At 68.9% G+C, this 16976-nt stretch carries 16 protein-coding genes and 1 pseudogene; 8 read left to right on the forward strand and 9 right to left on the reverse strand.

The window, feature by feature from the left end:
- Positions 1–343 (forward strand): transposase family protein (locus J4557_RS45795; protein ID WP_279576427.1); only part of this gene is annotated, 343 nt, incomplete at its 5' end.
- Positions 344–375: 32 nt separating this feature from the next.
- Here the strand turns inward: J4557_RS45795 and J4557_RS45800 are convergent.
- Positions 376–2634: an MMPL family transporter gene (locus J4557_RS45800; RefSeq protein WP_208273676.1), complete on the reverse strand. Its 2259-nt coding sequence runs from the start codon at positions 2632–2634 to the stop codon at positions 376–378.
- 57 nt (positions 2635–2691) lie between these two features.
- A complete protein-coding gene (locus J4557_RS45805) occupies positions 2692–3663 on the reverse strand; it encodes a zinc-binding dehydrogenase (RefSeq protein WP_208273678.1) in 972 nt (323 codons plus the stop codon).
- A 223-nt stretch (positions 3664–3886) separates the two neighbouring features.
- Between J4557_RS45805 and J4557_RS45810 the strand changes: the two genes are divergently transcribed.
- From J4557_RS45810 to J4557_RS50480, 5 genes and pseudogenes are all read left to right on the forward strand, one after another.
- On the forward strand, positions 3887–4441 hold the full coding sequence (locus J4557_RS45810) for a TetR/AcrR family transcriptional regulator (protein WP_307800590.1): 555 nt from the start codon (positions 3887–3889) through the stop codon (positions 4439–4441).
- Between the two features lie 287 nt (positions 4442–4728).
- On the forward strand, positions 4729–5277 hold the full coding sequence (locus J4557_RS45815) for a transposase (RefSeq protein ID WP_243777414.1): 549 nt from the start codon (positions 4729–4731) through the stop codon (positions 5275–5277).
- A 118-nt stretch (positions 5278–5395) separates the two neighbouring features.
- Positions 5396–6541, forward strand: a complete 1146-nt coding sequence (locus J4557_RS45820) for a hypothetical protein (RefSeq protein WP_208273683.1) — start codon at positions 5396–5398, stop codon at positions 6539–6541.
- Positions 6542–6554: 13 nt separating this feature from the next.
- On the forward strand, positions 6555–6986 hold the full coding sequence (locus J4557_RS45825; protein ID WP_208273684.1) for a hypothetical protein: 432 nt from the start codon (positions 6555–6557) through the stop codon (positions 6984–6986).
- 235 nt (positions 6987–7221) lie between these two features.
- Positions 7222–7371 (forward strand): annotated as a pseudogene (locus J4557_RS50480) (helix-turn-helix domain-containing protein); the annotation flags it as partial.
- 376 nt (positions 7372–7747) lie between these two features.
- Here the strand turns inward: J4557_RS50480 and J4557_RS45835 are convergent.
- From J4557_RS45835 to J4557_RS45845, 3 genes are all read right to left on the reverse strand, one after another.
- Positions 7748–8575, reverse strand: a complete 828-nt coding sequence (locus J4557_RS45835; RefSeq protein WP_208273688.1) for an alpha/beta fold hydrolase — start codon at positions 8573–8575, stop codon at positions 7748–7750.
- Positions 8572–8832: a hypothetical protein gene (locus tag J4557_RS45840; protein WP_208273690.1), complete on the reverse strand. Its 261-nt coding sequence runs from the start codon at positions 8830–8832 to the stop codon at positions 8572–8574. The genes J4557_RS45835 and J4557_RS45840 overlap by 4 nt, the downstream gene beginning before the upstream one ends.
- A gap of 145 nt (positions 8833–8977) precedes the next feature.
- Positions 8978–10375, reverse strand: coding sequence for an MFS transporter (locus J4557_RS45845; RefSeq protein ID WP_208273692.1), 1398 nt, complete (start codon positions 10373–10375; stop codon positions 8978–8980).
- Positions 10376–10680: 305 nt separating this feature from the next.
- Between J4557_RS45845 and J4557_RS45850 the strand changes: the two genes are divergently transcribed.
- Entirely contained in the window at positions 10681–11694 is a 1014-nt protein-coding gene (locus tag J4557_RS45850) for a sigma-70 family RNA polymerase sigma factor (RefSeq protein ID WP_208273694.1), read from the forward strand.
- A 117-nt stretch (positions 11695–11811) separates the two neighbouring features.
- The gene (locus J4557_RS45855) at positions 11812–12063 is read left to right on the forward strand and encodes a hypothetical protein (protein ID WP_208273696.1); all 252 of its coding nucleotides are present in this window, start codon (positions 11812–11814) and stop codon (positions 12061–12063) included.
- A gap of 877 nt (positions 12064–12940) precedes the next feature.
- On the opposite strand, the gene J4557_RS45860 is transcribed toward J4557_RS45855, so the two are convergent.
- From J4557_RS45860 to J4557_RS45875, 4 genes are all read right to left on the reverse strand, one after another.
- The gene (locus J4557_RS45860) at positions 12941–13354 is read right to left on the reverse strand and encodes a hypothetical protein (protein WP_208273698.1); all 414 of its coding nucleotides are present in this window, start codon (positions 13352–13354) and stop codon (positions 12941–12943) included.
- A gap of 280 nt (positions 13355–13634) precedes the next feature.
- Complete coding sequence (locus J4557_RS45865) at positions 13635–14258, reverse strand: SGNH/GDSL hydrolase family protein (RefSeq protein ID WP_208273700.1); 624 nt, start codon at positions 14256–14258, stop codon at positions 13635–13637.
- Between the two features lie 47 nt (positions 14259–14305).
- Positions 14306–15355 (reverse strand): amidohydrolase family protein, encoded by a 1050-nt coding sequence (locus J4557_RS45870; RefSeq protein WP_208273702.1) that lies wholly within the window; start codon positions 15353–15355, stop codon positions 14306–14308.
- A gap of 7 nt (positions 15356–15362) precedes the next feature.
- Complete coding sequence (locus tag J4557_RS45875; protein WP_208273705.1) at positions 15363–16973, reverse strand: beta-N-acetylhexosaminidase; 1611 nt, start codon at positions 16971–16973, stop codon at positions 15363–15365.
- Positions 16974–16976 lie beyond the last annotated feature (3 nt).

The following is a 16976-nucleotide window of genomic DNA, read 5'->3' on the forward strand; positions in this document are numbered from 1 at the left end:
GTGGGCTTCACCGGCCCTGCCCGGCGCCGTCCACGACGTCCGCGCGGCCCGCGAGCACGGCATCATCGACGCCCTCGCCGAAACCGGCATCAACTGCTGGGCCGACAAGGCCTATCAGGGCGCCGGCAGTACCGTCCGCGTCCCCTACCGCGGGCGGTGGGAGAACCTCTCCGAGCGGCAGCAGGCCGTCAACCGGTCTCATGCCAGGATCCGGGCGCTGGTCGAGCAGGCCGTCGCCGCGCTCAAGTCCTGGCGTCTTCTGCGCAGGCTCCGCTGTTCACCGGCCCGAACCACAGGTCTCGTCCAGGCTGCCCTCTGCCTCCATCTGGCCAGCTCAGACTGATGCTGGAAAAGGCTCATTGACGAGGCGGGAGATCACATGCGAGCCAGGCTCGGATCATGGGCGGCGGCGTCCTCGCCGGGACGGTCGTGCAGGCGGGTGCCCTCGATGTCGAGGTCGGGCAGGATCGCCGCGAGCCTGCGCGGCAGCCACCAGGCGGCCCGTCCGAGGAGGGCGAGCGCGGCGGGGACGACGGCCATGCGGACGACGAAGGCGTCGAGGAGGACGGCGACCCCGAGCCCGAAGCCGAGCATTTTGATCATCGCCTCGCTCGATCCGACGAAGCCGGCGAAGACGCTGATCATGATGAGCGCGCCGGCGGTCACGACGCGGGCGTTGTGCGCGAACCCGGCGGTGATCGCCGCTCGGGGTTCGGCTCCTTCGGTGTACGCCTCGCGCATCCGGCTGACGAGAAAGACCTCGTAGTCCATCGCGAGACCGAACACGACCCCGATCAGGAAGATCGGCATCGTGCTGTTGATGGGGCCGGTCTGCTTGACGCCGAGGACGCTCCCGAGCCATCCCCATTGGAAGACCGCGACGATCACGCCCAGCGAGGCCAGGACGGACAGCAGGAACCCGACGGCCGCCTTGAGCGGGACGACCAGCGACCGGAAGACCACGAGCAGGATCAGGAACGCCAACGCCGACACCAGCGCGAGATAGGGCGGCACCGCGCCGCCGAGCCGCTGGGCGATGTCGATGTTGAGCGCCGTCCTGCCGGTCACCAGGACTTGCGCCCCGGTGGCGGAACGCAGGTCGCCGCGGCGCTTGCGGATCGCGGTGACCAGGTCCTTGGTCGCGGTGTCGTTCGGTCCCGATGCGGGCACCACGCTGATCATCGCAGTGTCGCCCGAAGAGCTGAGCCGAGCCGGGGTGACGGCGGCCACCCCGGGAAGGGCGGAGACGACCGAGATCGCGCGCGCCGCAGCGGTGCCGGCGTTCCCGCGGCCCGCTGGGTCCACGGTGAGGGTCAGCGGGCCGTTGAAGCCCGGGCCGAACCCGTCCGCCAGAAGGTCATACGCTTTGCGCTGCGTGGTGTCCGGGGGGAGATGTCCGTCGTCGGGCAGGGCCATCCGCAGGCTCGCCGCGGGGACGGCCAGCACGGCGAGCCCGATCACGCCGGCGACGAGCACGCTCACCGGCCTGGCCAGGACGAAGGCCGCCCAGCGCGCGCCGAGCCCGTCCTGGCGGCGGCCGCGCCGCGCCCGGTCTGAGGCCGCGGCGAGCCGCCGGGTCCCCTTGCGGACCTTGCGGGGCAGGACGCGGCGCCCGGCGAACCCGAGCAGGGCCGGGATCAGCGTCAGCGCCACCAGAACGGCCACGACGACGGTCGCCGCGGCGGCGAGCCCCATCTTGGTCAGGTTGGGGATGTTCACCACCGCCAGTCCGGCCAGGGCGACGACCACGGTGAGGCCGGCGAACACCACCGCCGAGCCGGCGGTGCCCAGTGCCCGTCCGGCGGCGTCCTCCGGCTGGTGCCCGTCAGCGAGCTCGCTGCGGTACCGGGACACGATGAACAGCGCGTAGTCGATACCGACCGCCAGACCGATCATGAGCGCCAGCAGGGCCGTGCTGCTGGACAGGTGCAGAACTCCGCCGAGGGCCGAGATGCCGGCGATCCCGATGGCGACTCCGAGCAGCGCGGTCACCAGCGGCAGCCCTGCGGCCACCAGCGAGCCGAACGTCAGCATCAGCACCAGCGCGGTGATCGCTAGCCCGACCACCTCGCCCGGCCCGGCGGTGGGAACCGGTGTCAGCGCGTCCCCGCCGATCTCGACCCGGAGTCCCGTGTCGCGGCCGTCCCGGGCCGCCCGCTTGAGCGCGTTCACCGTCGCGTCGGTCAGTTCGGTCGCCGTCGTCTTATAGGAGACCACCGCATAGGCGATGGCACCGTCCTTGGCAAGCAGGCGGACGGATCCGCCGCCCGTACCGCTGGTGGAGCCGTCGAAAGGGCCGGCCACGGACGCGACCTGCGGCGACCCGGACCGCAGTTCACCCACGACCCGCTGCACGGCGGCGGCATTGGCGGAGGTGGTGAGCCGCTGCCCTGCTGGAGCCTGGAACAGGACGCGCGCGGTGGCGCCGTCTGCCGCCGATCCCGGGAAGCGTTGCTCGATGAGGTCGAACGCGCGCTGTGACTCGGTTCCGGGGACGGTGAGCGGACTGTTGATGGGACCGGATGCCGCGGCAGCGGCGAATCCGACCGCGACCAGCAAGGCCACCCATGCCAGCGCGACGAGCCGACGGCGGCGGAAGGCGAACCTGCCCAACGCGTACAACAACAAAGCCATGAGGGATGTACTACTCTCCGTGCAAAATTGGAACGGGGACGGTTGGCTTGGTGGCCGTCAGGGGGTGAGCAGGACGGCACCGATCGTGGCGCGCTGCTCGAGAGCGGTGTGGGCGTCGGCGGCACGCTCCAACGGATAGGTCGCGTGGATGCGCGGCCTCAACTCCCCCGCGGCGGCGAGTTGCAGTGCATGCCGGGCGTGCCCGCGCTGCTCGGCCTCGGGACGGCTGAACGCGATGCCCAGCGCCCCGACCACGCTGAGGCCGAGCCGCCCCACGGTGAGGCTGTCGATGGCAGCGTCACCGCTGGTGGCCCCGTACACAGCGATGCGTCCCGCGGTCGGACGGGCGGCGAGCAGCGCCTGCTCGCGGACGGCGCCGCCGACGGCGTCGAAGACCACGTCGGCGCCGCGTCCACCGGTCGCCGCAGTGACCTTGCCGGCCCAGTCCGGGTCGGTGTAGTCGATCAGTGCGTCGGCACCGTCCAGGGAGGCGGCGGCCAGTTTCTCCGGGCTTCCCGCCGCCGCGATCACCTGGCGCGCCCCCGCCTGCCGGCACATCTGGACCAGGAGGGATCCGATCCGCCCGGCCGCGGCGGTGACCAGGACGGTGTCCTCAGGGCCGACCCGGATCGCCGTCATCATGCCGGCGGCGACCGCGCCGGCCTGGAACACCGGTACGGCCTCCTTCAGCGGCAGCCCGTCCGGCACCTCGAACACCCCGCCCGCGTCAGCGACCGCTAACTCGGCGTATCCGCCGTGCATGCCGCTGGTGGTGGCCGCCACCCGCTTGCCTCGCAACGACGGGTCGGTGCCGCGGCCGGTCCGCACGACCCGTCCACCGACCTCCAGCCCGGGAACGTACGGCAGCGGGGACGGGTACCGCCCCGACCGCACGAGCACGTCCCCGAACACGACCCCGGCCACCTCGACGGCCACCACCACCTGCCCCGGCGCCGGGGACGGCGGATCGGCGTCCTGGACCCGCAGCGCCTCCGGCGGCCCGAACTGCTCGACGTACACGGCTCGCATTCGTTCTCTCCCTTGGTGAAGGTCGCCTCTCGACCTGGCCTTCGATTGACAGCTCGAATCGACCGAGACAACATGTCTCATCCGGCGCAACGTGTTCGACTGTCAGTGTCGTGACCGGTCCGCACGGGCGACAAGGCACAGATCGGCCGTAGCGCACCAGTCGAGACACCAGGCGCGGATTGTCTCGATCGCGGAGGTCAGATTGCCCCGACCACGGGAGAGCGTGCGGGTCCTTCGTACCCGCACGCTGCTACGCCAGGCCCTGGTGGAACTCATCGAGGAGCGCGGCTTCGACCGCGTCACCGTCGGCCAGATCACCGAGCGGGCGATGGTGAGCCGTGCCGCCTTCTACCGCAACTACCGCGACAAGTACCACCTCGTGGAAGAGATCTTCGACGAGGCGATGGACGTCCTGCGCGGTTCGGTCGCCGACCCTGACGCGAGACCGGCCCTGGAACTGTGGGCTTCCTTCTTCGACCACGTCGCCCACTACCACCGGCTGTACGGCGCCCTGCTGAGCCACCGAGGCAGTCAGTGGTTCGCGGTCAGGATGCGCTCCTCGTTGTCCGCCATGGTCGCCGAACACATTCCCTCATCCGGGCCGACCGGCGGCTTGGTGCCGTCCCTCGTGGCCGCCATGTTCGTCCAGGCCATCACCTGGTGGCTCGACAACGACCGCCCCCTGTCCTCGCAGGACATGGCCATCCAGACCGGCCGCCTGGCCGGCGCCATCATCGCCGAAGCCAATTCACGGAAAGGCGCGCCCCGCCCCGGCTGACACACCGCACTCCGACCGCCGACGTCTCCACCGCCGAGTTCGCCACAGGCTTCCCCACGCATGGGCCGAACCCACCGCGTCCGCCGCGGTTCTCGCGGTCGACAGATCGTGTGCGCCAATGGGCAGTCGCTCACGCAGGACGGCCAGCGCGAATCTGCTGCGCCACGGCGTTAGCAGAACTTCACCATCGCCCTCGAAAGCGCCCCAGCCGAGACGTTGATGGCACTTGAACGAACCATTGTTCGCCAGCCTCTACCTCGAAGGGGCTCACCAGGCGGCTGTGCGATCTGGTCCGCGAACAGGAAGGGCACCGGGCCCAGCCCAGCGCCTGCATCATCGACTCCCAAAGCGTCAAGACCTCCATCGACGTGCCCACCGCCGGCCAGGGCACCGATGCCGGCAAGAAGATCGTGGGCCGCAAACGCCACATCGTCACCGACACCCTCAGGCTGCTGCCGGCGGTGCCGGTCACCGCGGCGAGCGCGCCGGACGGCACCGCCGGCACGCAGCTGCTGACCGGCGTGGCCGCGACATACCCGACGATTTCCAAGACGTGGGCCGACACCGCCTACCGCACCAAGGCCATCGACCACGCCGCCAACCCGGGCATCGACCTGGAAACCATCCGCCGCGACCCCACCACCAAAGGATTCGTGCCGCTACCGCGGCGCTGGGTGGTGGAGCGCACGTTCGACCGGCTGATGCTGCACCGCCGCCTGGCCCGCGACTACGAAACCCTGCCGACCCGATCCGAAGCCATGATCCACGTCGCAATGATCGACCTGACGAGCCGCCGCCTCACCGGCGAAGCCACTGTCACCTGGCGGGGCACTTGACACCACAGATACAGGACGAAAATGTCTCTAAAGGACACCACATCAAACGAGTAAGGGAGCCGGCGTTGGTCATGACCAGCAAGGATCAACAGCGGCTTTGCTCGTATAGTCTCCTGGGGTGTTCGACGGTCTTGATCAAGTGCCCTGGCGTGAGCTGACATACGCGTTGAGCGGAGAGGCTGACTTGCCTTTGTTGTTCCGCACGCTGCTGGAGGCCGAGGCAGCGGCCGAGGCGGCGGACGAACTGTTGAACGAGTTCTACCACCAGGGTGGTTCTATATGCTCAGCAGCCGTCGAAGCACTGCCATTCCTCATGGAGGCAGCCGAATCAACCCGGGTCACGTGCCGTGGTGATCTTCTGGAGATCGTGGGGAGGCTCGCGTGGACTGCACGCGAGGTCGCGCCGTTCAGGGTTGCTGGCGGCTGGGCCGAGGCGTGGGAGGCGGCTGTCCCCCGGCTGATCGCGCTCCTTGACGATGAAGATCCACATTTGCGCCGGGCGTCGGCGTCGGTTTTGGAGCAGGCTGTCACTCACGCAGATGTGGTCGTGAGCGCTCTACGCGACCGGTGGCACGCCCAAGACAGGAGCACTCGTCTTGATCAGATTCTCATAATCGGCTCGCTCGCCGGGTCTTTGACTGCCGTAACGCTCCCCGAGACGCTGATCTGGCTGCGCGACCTCACCAGTGCACCGGATGAGCAACTCAGATTCGCCGCCACACTAGCGCCGAGAAAAGCCATGCCGGGCCGCGCGCCCAGTATCGAACCGATCATGACCGCGCTATCCGGGGATCTGTCGGCTTGGTCTGGCAGCGAACACTTCTACGGCCCTTCGGCTTGGACAGTCCGGTGGGCGATTGACGGGCTGAGCGGTGACGTGGATGCCCAGGAACAACTCTGTCTTGCGTTGCTCGCCCATCCGGAAGCCGAGCGCAGGCAAGGCGCCATCCATGCCGCAGGCAATGTCCTGTCGGTTTCCCGGCGCCCTCGCCGCCTCCTCCCGGCCTTACGTGATCATGCTGCTGATCCTGACGTTGAGACGCGGACGTTCTCCCTTCATCTGCTCGCCGCGCACGCCCGGCCCGGTGGTCAGGACGCGGACCTGTTCGCTGACCATCTCAACGACGAAGCGCAGGCCCCGAGAAGTCCACTGGTAGCAGATGTGGCCGTCTGGGGGCTGGCCTGGTCAGGCGACGACCGCTGCTTGCCCGGGCTGGCCGAACGGATCGACGGTCGGCGATCGCTACTGGCGGCTCACTGGTGACCCCGAACCGGCATTGCGTGCCTTCCGGCTCCGGCTCGGCGACAGGTACCGGCACGACGACACGCGTCGCCTTGCCGACCTCGGCACGCATGCATCTCCACTCGTTCCCATCCTCCGGCTCCTCGCGCAATCGCTCGAACCATGGACGGCGCTGGAAGCAGCCCACGCCCTCATCAAAATCACCGGAGACACCGACGAAGGCCGGCACATCCTCATACGGCCAGTGCGGGACCTCCTCGACGGCACAGCACACCCCACCGTCAAACCCGCAGCCCGCTACCTGGCTGACATCGACGACCACCTAGACGGGCACCGATCGACGATCAAGACAGTCCTCTCCGATGACCGTCGTCACAGCTGGGATGATGGCTGGGCCGCCATCCACGATGATCTGGAAATCCGAGACCTTCTGCAGGCAGCCCTCGGTAAGTCGCATTTCCGATGAGCACACCCCTGATGCCTTCAAGAAACCATCTTGGGCTCAAATGATCAGTGCATCACCATAAGTTGATCTTATGGCGATGGACGGTCGTGTGCGGGACCACGGGTTCTCGCCAACTCAACAGCATGAGATCTGGCAGCGATGACGCGCAGGTGAGTCGTTCAACTCGATGGGATGCGTGCTGGGCGCACCGACGCATCACGTCCGCAGACACCTGGCGCAGACCGGCGGCATCCGCCATCAGTCTCCGCGACGCTCCGCCAAGCATTTGTCCTGCGCCGAGCGGGAAGAGATCTCACACGGGATGGCGGCCGGAGAATCCGCCCGTTCCATGGCGCGCCGGCTGGGCCGGGCCGCCCCGACCATCTCACGCGAAACCGCGCGCAACGGCGGACGCGATACCTAGCGCGCCGTCACCGCCGATCAGGCCGCCTACCAGCGCGCCCGCCGCCTCAAGGATTGGGGTACTGACGAAACTCTTTGATCAGCGACAATGCGAGCCCCCACTCCGCTGGATTCCACGCCCTGCAAGATCATTTTCCACTCTCCGTTGTGGGAACGGCTGGGCCGATGCGCGTCTACGTGGAGTTGCCCGCGGGATGGAGCCCGCCGCCGTGGACGGCGGGGCGGCCCGGTCCTGGATGCGCACCGGCTCGTCGTTCCGATGGGCCTCCAAGAGCGGGGCCCAGGACTGGGCCCCCGCTCCCGGATGTTTTCCGATCAGAACCCCGTGACCCTGGATGCACCTCCAGAGATGACCCGGCTCACCCGGTGTTCCGGCGAACGCAGCCTTCTGCGGGACTGGGACGGAGGAAGGCGTTCATGGCGTCCAGCCACTCGCCTGGGGCTTCACCGAAGGGTGCGTGACCGGTGCCGATCTCGGCGACCGCCGCCCCGGGAATGGCGGCGGCGAGCCCCCGTTGCAGGTCCGGGGAGACGAGCCGGTCACCGATGGTGACGACGATCAGGGTCGGGACGCGGATCCGAGGCAGATCGTCTTCGACGTCGATTCGGTCGAGGAGATCGGCCTGCTCGGGTGTGCCCGCGGGAAACCCGCCGGCGATCCGCTGGACGACGGCGTCCATCCGCTCGCGCGGCATGGCGTCCAGGGTGCGGGTGCTGAAGGCCATGAGCGCGCCGAACTCGGCGAGCGTCGAATGGTCCCCGCTCATGTAGAGGCGGCGCCAGATCGAATTGAACAGGCGCAATGTGGCATCGGGCCGCGCGAAGCCGGCGGTGAGTACGAGCGCCGTGACGCGGTCGGGGTGCCGGACGGCGGCGCGGATCGCGATGGGGGTCCCCAGGGATATGCCGGAGACGGCGAAGGTGTCCAGCCCTTCGGCGTCGGCGGCGGCGACCAGTTGGTCCGCGAGCGCGTCCGCGTTCAGGGGGGCCTCGGATCGGGGTGTCGCCCCGGAGCCCGGCAGATCGACCCCGACGACGGTGCGGTGGGCCGCGAGGCCGTCGAGGACGGGGCCGAACTGGCGCTCGATGCTCCCGTTCGCGCCGTGGGAGAGCACCAGACCCGGGCCGGAGCCGCGGACGGTGCGCGCTGGCACCGGCTCGGGAAGGGATGTCGCCCGCGTGTTCATTCGCCGGCCGCCGCGTCCTGGCCGTCGGTCCCGAAACCGAAGCGGTACGATCCCACGAGGGAGGCGGCGTTGCGGGCACGGCTGCCGGGGGCCTGGCGCTCACCGAACTCCCGCTGGAATTCCTTGAACGCAGCGGATCGCCCCAGCGGGTCCGCCCCTTCCTCGCTGATCACCACGTGCAGGAAGGTCACCCCATCGTCGAGGCGGAACGCGGCGTAGCGCAATCCTTCGGGGCGGTCATGGGCGAGTTCGGCCATGACTCCCTCGATGAGCTGCTGGTTCTCATCGGCGGACTCGGGCCCCGGGTCTCGTACCGCACGATGTTGATCTTGCTCATGGCATCCTCCATCTTTCGGTTCGTGTTCGTGTCTGCTCGCGGGGCTCAACGGTGTGCCGGGTGCGCTATCCCATGCCGGCCCGCCGGACGTTGCGAGAAAGCGCGATCGCGAAGAGAGCGCCGACGGCGCTCAGAACCGCCATGCACACCGCCGCCGAGGACATCGCGTGCGCCGAGGAGTGCGCCTGTGCCAGGGAATGCGGTGGGAAGGGCGTGGCCAGGGAGAAGTACAGGGTGCCGAACGCGGCGACGCCGATGACCTGACCGAGTTGCATGGTGGTGGTCAGCACGCCGCTGGCGTCGGCCGCCTTGGCGGGCGGCACGCGGAGCAGCGACTGGGCCAGCAGCGGGCTGAGCGTCAGGCCCATGCCGATTCCGCAGACGACCAGCGCTGCCCATAGCAGCGGGCCGTCCTGCGTACCGTCGTGGAAACCGGCGGCGATGCCGAGGTAGGCCAGAACGCACAGGACGAGCCCCGCCGGGGACAGCAGGTGGTGGAGGCGCTGCGGCAGCCTCCGCCAGTAGAAGCCCACCAGTCCGAACACCGCCGCGACCGGGGCGAAGGTCGAGCCGGCGCGCAGCGCGCCGTCCCCGAGGCCGGACTGCAGGTGTATCGCCAGGGTGAACATGAACCCGCCGTAGGCGATCTGCATGCACGTCAGGGCGCTGATGCCGGGGGCGATCGCGGGCGCCCGCAGGACGGCCAGGTCCAGCAACGGATCACCGCCGCCAGCCGCGACGTTCCGCTCGACCAGGACGAAGATCCCCGCCAGTGCGACACCGGCTGCGACGCACAGGTACGTCCAGGCCGGCCAGCCGGTCTCGTGCCCCAGCACCAGCGGGAATACGACCAGGGACACCGCGGGCACGGCGATGGCGAGCCCGGCGGCGTCGAGCCGGCGGGTGCCGCGGGGGGCGTCGGCGGGGACGAGCCTCGGGATGAGCGCCATCAGCAGGGCGCCGAGCGGCACGTTGACGAGGAAGACCGGGCGCCATGAGGCGCCGAGCAGATCGGCGTTGACCAGAACGCCGCCGAGGACCAGCCCCGCCAGTGCGCCGACCGAAAGCACGACACCGTAGGCCGACAGCGCGGTGGCGCGCGCCGCGCCCTCGAAGCGCATCTGGATGACACTGATGATCTGCGGGACCATGACCGCCGCGCCCGCGCCCTGGACGAGGCGGGCACCGATCAGCAGCACGCTGTCCGGCGCGATTCCGCAGACCAGCGAGGTGACCGTGAAGACGCCGGCGCCCCACAAGTACATCCGCCGCCGGCCGTAGAGGTCGCCGAGGCGCGCCCCGGTGATCAGCAGCATGGCGTAGGTGACGGTGTACCCTCCGACCACCAGTTGCAGGGACGCGCCGGAGGCGTGCAGGTCGGCGCCTATCGTGGGTACCGCGACGTTGACGATCGTGACGTCGAGCAGGGCCATGAACTGGCCGAGCAGGAGCACCGCCAGCATCGTCCACGGCCGCCCTTCCCGTTGAGGCGTAGGGCCGGGCGGTTTGGCCGTGAGATTCAGGCCGGCCATGTCGGTTCCCCCTTTGCATCGGTCGCGCGGTGCCGGGACGGCGGTGCGCGGTCACCCGTACAGATACGAGCCGCCGCGGAACTTCATCGGTCACCCTGCTTCAGGCCCGCCGCATCGCGCGCACGGCCGGTCCAGCGGAGCCGGCGCCGTGGGCGATGAGTTTTCGCGTCACCGGGGATCTGTATGGGTGACGGACCGGTACCGGCACGCGCAAGCGCGACGAGGGTGGGGGGACCATGCGGCAGCCGAGTGCGACGACGCAGAGCGGAGAGGACTTCGCACGCCTCGCCGATCCATACCGGCCGGAGCTTCTGGCGTACTGCTACCGCATGCTCGGTTCCGTCCATGACGCCGAGGACCTCGTCCAGGAGATCCTGCTGCGCGCGTGGCAGGCGTATGGCGGATTCGAGGGCCGCGCGTCGCTGCGCACCTGGCTGTACCGGATCGCGACCAACACCTGCCTGAGAGCGTTGGAGAACCGTGTCCGGCGGCCGCTGCCGTCTGGGCTGAGCGGCCCCGCCGAGGACCCGGACGCGCCCGCGTCCACGGCGATGTCCGAAGTGCCCTGGTTGCAGCCGATCCCGGAAACGCTGTACGGGGCGAATCCGGCCGACCCTGCATCCGTTGTCGCCTCCCGCGCGGGGATGCGGCTGGCCCTGATCGCGGCGCTGCAGTACCTGCCGCCCCGGCAGCGCGCGGTGCTGATCCTGCGCGACGTGCTGCGCTGGCAGGCTCCCGAGGTCGCCCGGCTGCTCGGTGTCTCGGCGGCGGCGGTCAACAGCCTGCTGCAACGCGCCCGCGCGCAACTCGGCCACGCCGCACTGTCCGAGGACGACATCGCCGAACCGACCGATCCACAGGTGCGCGGCCTGCTCGACCGGTACGCCGCAGCGTTTCAGACTGCGGATGTCGCGGCGCTGATGCGGCTGCTCACCGCGGACGCCGTCTACGAGATGCCGCCGATACCGATCTGGTTCGCGGGACGCCGGACGGTCGGGCGCTTCCTCGAACCGAGGCTCCCCGAATCACCTGCCGACATCCGTGTCGTACCGGCCTCCGCCAACGGCCAGCCCGCACTCGCCACCTACCGACGCGGCCGCGACGGCATGCTCCACGCGCACTCGATCCAGGTCCTCACCATCGAGGCGTCGCTCATCGCACGGGTCACCTCGTTCCAGGACCCGGCGCTGTTTGCCACGTTCGGCCTGCCGGACGCCCTGCCTACGCCACACGAGCCGACCATGGACTGACCGCCGGCGGAGAGACGGACCGAGATCTTCGGCGGCACGCAGGACGGGCCGCCGCAGGCCTACGGCAGTCCGGAATGGCAAAAGATCTACGGACGGCTCCGCAACACCGTCGAAGGCATGAACGGCTACGCCAAAGCAGACGCACACAAAGGCATCGAGCACGCCGGAAACCGCCGCGTCCGCGGCATCGCCGCGCAGACCCTCCTGTTGGCCTTCCAACTGGCCCACGCCAACGAACGCAAGGACAACGCCTGGCTCGCCACACTCCCCGGCCCCGAGGGGCGCCCCCACCGCCGAGCCCGCTATAAGACACCCAAGCCGCTCGACACCTGGACACCCACCGGGCACATCACCCCGCCCGCGGCCTGAGTCCTCGGCACTCACGACGCCGGCACACCACCACAAACCAGACCCAAGGGCCGAGGCAACTTTCCTGCGCGCCTGTCCCTCCGGTCCCAGCAGTCACAGGAGACTGGCCTCCGTAACGACAAGGACCCCGAAGCTTGCCAGCTCCGGGGTCGTTTCGTCACTGTGGGGCTAGGACTTTATTCTGTACCCCTCCATCCGACGCCGCCGGGGTCGGCGACGATCGCGGTGCTCGCGCCCAAAGAGCCTTCTTGACCGCGTGAGTGCAGCCAAGCCGGTGTAGATTTCGAAGCTGACGTCGGCCCACCTCGCGGTGAGCGGTTCAGAATCGGGCTGTGTTAGCCGCAACTGCTGGACTCGTTCATCGAGTAGCTGTGCTGCGGGAATTGGCGGGGCGTTGGACCACACCGCCAACGGCGCTACGAACTGTCCTCACCGGGTAGCCCCGCCTGCTGGACTGCGATCGCCTCGACAGGTTGGTCGATCGCGGTGCCGTGGGTTGCCCTGCTCACCGCGGTGGTTGGGCCAACCCGTCGCCGTCCTCGAGACCACCCGCGCCGACCTGCAGCAACCCTACCGCGGAGACGCGCGTGCCGACCTGCTCGGCTGCCTTCCCCGGCGCCCCCCAGCTCCGAGATTGTCCAGGCCCGTCAAGTCCAACAGAGCGTCAAGGACCCGAGGAGAATGAAGGCGCTAAGGTCCTACTCGGCTCCGGAGGATTCGAGCCGCATACTCCCGGGACAGGCGGTAGCCAAAACGAAACCTGCCCATGACAGAAAGGTGTGGACGAGGTCGAGCTGCACTTCCTCGCCTGCAGGAATACAGCCCATATGATCGATGCCTTGCTGCTCGAATCAAATGATTGCTCAATACGTGACGGTCAACGATTGCCGAGCTTCCGAAGCTTGGCGTCGAACCGCTCACCGAGCCACTCACGTGCAGCAGCGAGTACTACGACAACGCTTCGCACCGCAGTGGTGATTTCACCGAGCCAGACGCCCCTGTTCGTGCCGAAGCGTTCAACCAACGGCTCGGTCCGATAGGGTGAATCGGCATAGAGTATTGCTGCCAGCGATGTGACCACAAGTTGATTTCCCCGGAAGCCGATCTGCTGGCGAAATATTGCCACCTTGTACACTTCTTGCCAAGGAACATTTAACCTCTGACCATCCAGGGAGAGTGTAAAGCCTTCACTGCCCAGTGTGGCTGGTGATGCCGCGGCGGCACGCCCCTTAAACCCTCGAACGGCAAGGACCAGATACGGGGGCTCCAGCCCGCCTGCCAGAATCAGCATCGGCAGACCGGCAAGGGACCCGCGAACTAGTACTACTAGGCTGACGGTTACGAGTAGTGGGAATCTGCAGCGCCGGGCACTCCGATCAGGAGGTGCCTGTCCGACCCCGGACTGCAGCCAAGTCGGATACGGCTCGTCCAAAAAATCATTCACGATCGACAACCTTTCCGGCAAACACTTGAGTGAAGCCGACTCGCTGCGATCAATGTACAAGCTCAGAGGGGTTCTCACGCCGCCATGTTAGAGGCGGAGTAAGTCATCTTCTGCTCTTTTCAAACCCCTAGAGGCTGAGCGCGATCCGGTACCGGTTGTAGATCGCTCGGTGCCCGGTGTCGTTCGGGTGGAATCCGTCGGTGGTGTATCCGCCGAATGCCGGATCTCCCGTCGGGTTGCGGTTCGGGACGTGGTCGAACAAGTCGGTGAAGGGGACGTACGTGCCGTCGTGCTTGTGCGCCTGCTCCGCGATTAGCACGTCGTAGTGCGCGACGCGCTCGCAGTCGGTCCATGTCCCTCCGTTGCTCGGCATCCATGTTCCTCCGACCACTAGCAGCGCGTCCGGCGCGGCGGCGCGAACGCGGTCCAGCGCAGAGGCGCAGTCGGAGGAGAAGGCGTTGTACTCCTGCGCCTCCCGGACGTTGTTGGTGCCCAGCATGACGAACGTCAGGTCCTCGCCGCCGCTGACATTGGAGACCGAGGTGAAGACGGTGTTGCCATTGGCATTGTGGGTGTGGTCGTAACTGCCGTAGGCGACCGGGCCGACCGACTCGAGGCGGGCCCGCATGAGATACCGCCAGGAGTTCTCCAGCGTGCTGGCGAAGGATCCCCGGTAGCCGACGGAGTCGCCGAGGAAGTTGACGCGCAGCGTTCCGGTATTGGGCCAGGTGATTTTTCCTGCCTGGGTCACTTTCCGGTCCCTTCTGTGTGCTGCCTCCGCGTTCACGCTGGCCTGTGCTAGTGGAGTAGGCGCAAGACGTTGCCGCTGTACACCTTTTCCAGCACGTCGTCGGGTAGGTCGAGTGCGGATATGGCCCAGCGGCCCTGGGGCGGGATCTCCTCGTCGGGGGCGTAGGGAAAGTGCTCGTCAGCGGTCTCCAGGAAGCGGTAGTGGGTGGGGTACGAGGACGCCGAGAGCGGGAAGGCGTCGGTGCCGAACAGGACGCGGTCGGGGTGGCGGGTGAACAGTGTCCGGGCCGCGCGGGGCCGGCGGCCGAGTTCGGCGAGCCTGCCGGCGATGTCGATGTGGAAGTTCGGATGCTCGTCCAGCATGCGCGAGACCCATCGGAGGTCCTCGGCGTAGCAGCCGACGTGCGCGCCGATGAAGACGGTGCGCGGGTGGGTGGCGACTAGGCCTTCCAGGGCGTCCATGAGTCGCTGGAAGGACGGGATTCCGGGGCGGTCGAAGTGCCAGTCCGGATGGGCCAGCAGTTCTTCGAGCCGCTCGTTGTGCCGGTCGGCGGGGTGGAAGAACGCCACCGGATCGGCGGTGTGGATCAGCACGGGCAGGCCGAGTTCGCCGGCTGCGGCGAAGACGGGGGCGAGGCGCGGATCGTCCGGCAGGACCAGGCGACCGTCGGGTCCGGTGTAGTGCAGGCCGAGCGTCTTCCAGACCTTCAGGCCGCGGGCGCCGCGCGCGTGTGAGTCTTCGAGGCTGCCCACCAGCCGGTCGACGCCGTCGCGTTCGCGGAGCAGGCCCCAGTCGAGTTGGCAGAACGTGAGGAACCGGCCCGGGTGGGCGCGGTCGTAGCGGTCGAGGTTGGCCGACATCTCCTCTCCCCACATGCCGTCGAGGTTCACGATGGCGGCCACGTCGTGCTCGTCCATGAGCGCGAGCAGCCGGCCCACGTCCGGCGCCATCCATCCGCCGTCTCCGGTGAGCCAGCGGCCGAGGTGGTTGTGGACGTCGACGCATCGGTACCGCGGCCGCGGGACATGGCTCCCGGGGATGGCGACGCTCGGGCGCGGCGCATAGTCGGACAGCCGCAGATCGTGGAGATCGGGCATGGCCGCCTCAACGGCCTTCGCGCAGGGGACGGGTCCATTCGGAGACCTTCGCCTGCCAGGCGTCGTCCTCCTCGGGACGCCCGGCCACGCCGGGGCGGCGCTGCCAGGGCAGCGGTCCCGCTTCGGGACGGTACTCCACGCCGAGTGCGGCGAGGCGGTCCAGGTGGGCGCCGAGCCGCCGCCGGAACCCGGCCGGGTCCCGGTCCTCGGTGCTCCACACGGTCTCGGCGAAGGCGGCGAGCCGGGGGAAGGCCATGTAGTCCAGCTGCCGAGGGGAGTCGATCAGTTCGGTCCACAGGCAGCACTGGGCGCCGAGGATGTGGCGGGCCGCCCGGTCTCCCGCGAGCGCGGGCGGGATCGGTTCGAAGGCGTAGACGTCGTCGACGGTGAGGACGGTGCCGAACGGCACTGGTTCCTGGTCGCCGGGCGCCTGACGGTAGTCCAGGTAGACCGAGGTGTTGGGGCAGGGGACGACGTCGTGTCCGCTCTTGGCGGCGACTACGGTGCCGTGGTCGTCCCGCCACGAGGTGATGACGGTGTGCTCGGGCGCGCCCCTCCCCTCCAGGATCTCGTCCCAGCCGACCGTGCGTCGTCCGTGGGCGGCGAGGTGGCCCGCGATCCGGCCGATGATCCAACTCTGCAGGTCGGCCTCGTCGCGCAGGCCGAGCTCGCGGATCCGGCGCTGCGCGGCCGGGCTCGCCCGCCACTGGTCCTTGCGGCATTCGTCGCCGCCGATGCTGATGTACGGGCTCGGGAACAGCTCCACGACCTCGTCCAGGACGTTCTGGAAGAACGCGATCGTGTGCTCCTCGGCGTTGAGGACGTTCGGGCCGACGCCCCAGGTCGTGGCGACGTCGAGTGGGGTGTCGAGGTTGCCGAGCTCGGGGTGGGCGGCGATCGCCGCCTGGGTGTGGCCGGGCAGGTCGATCTCCGGGACGACGGTGATGTGCCGCTGGGCGGCGTAGGCGACGATCTCGCGGACATCGTCCTGGCTGTAGTAGCCGCCGTGGGGACGCCCGTCGCCGGGACCGTTCCATCCGACCTGGCTCTCCCGGCGCCACGCACCGACCCCGGTCAGCCGCGGATAGCGCCTGATCTCCAGCCGCCAGCCCTGGTCGTCGGTGAGGTGCAGGTGAAGGATGTTCAGCTTGTGCAGGGCCATCAGGTCGATGAAGCGCAGCAGGTCCGCCTTGGGGAGGAAGTTCCGGGCGACGTCGAGGAGGCAGCCGCGCCAGGCGAAGCGTGGCCGGTCCTCGATCCGGACGTGGGGCAGCGGGAGACTCCGGCCGGCGGCGGCCTTCCGGTACGCCTCGGGCGGGAGGAGCTGCCGGAGGGTCTGCGCGCCGTGGAACGCGCCCGCGCCGTCGCCGGCCTCGATGAGCGCGCCGCCGGCGTCGACGCTCAGCCGGTACGCCTCCGGTGGCATCTCCCTGACCGCGAGCGTGATCCCGCCCGGTCGCGGCCCGGACGGCAGCTCGCCGCCGGTGACGGTGCTCAGCTCGCCGCGCAGCCATGCGGCGACCTCGGCGAGCGCGAGGTCGGCGGTCAGGGTGGTGTGCCGGTCGAGGACGAGCCGCCCCGGACGTGTGTCGAGACTTACCGGTTTCGGGATGACCATCGA

It is taken from the genome of Actinomadura nitritigenes (genome assembly GCF_017573545.1).
Classification (GTDB): Bacteria; Actinomycetota; Actinomycetes; order Streptosporangiales; family Streptosporangiaceae; genus Spirillospora; species Spirillospora nitritigenes.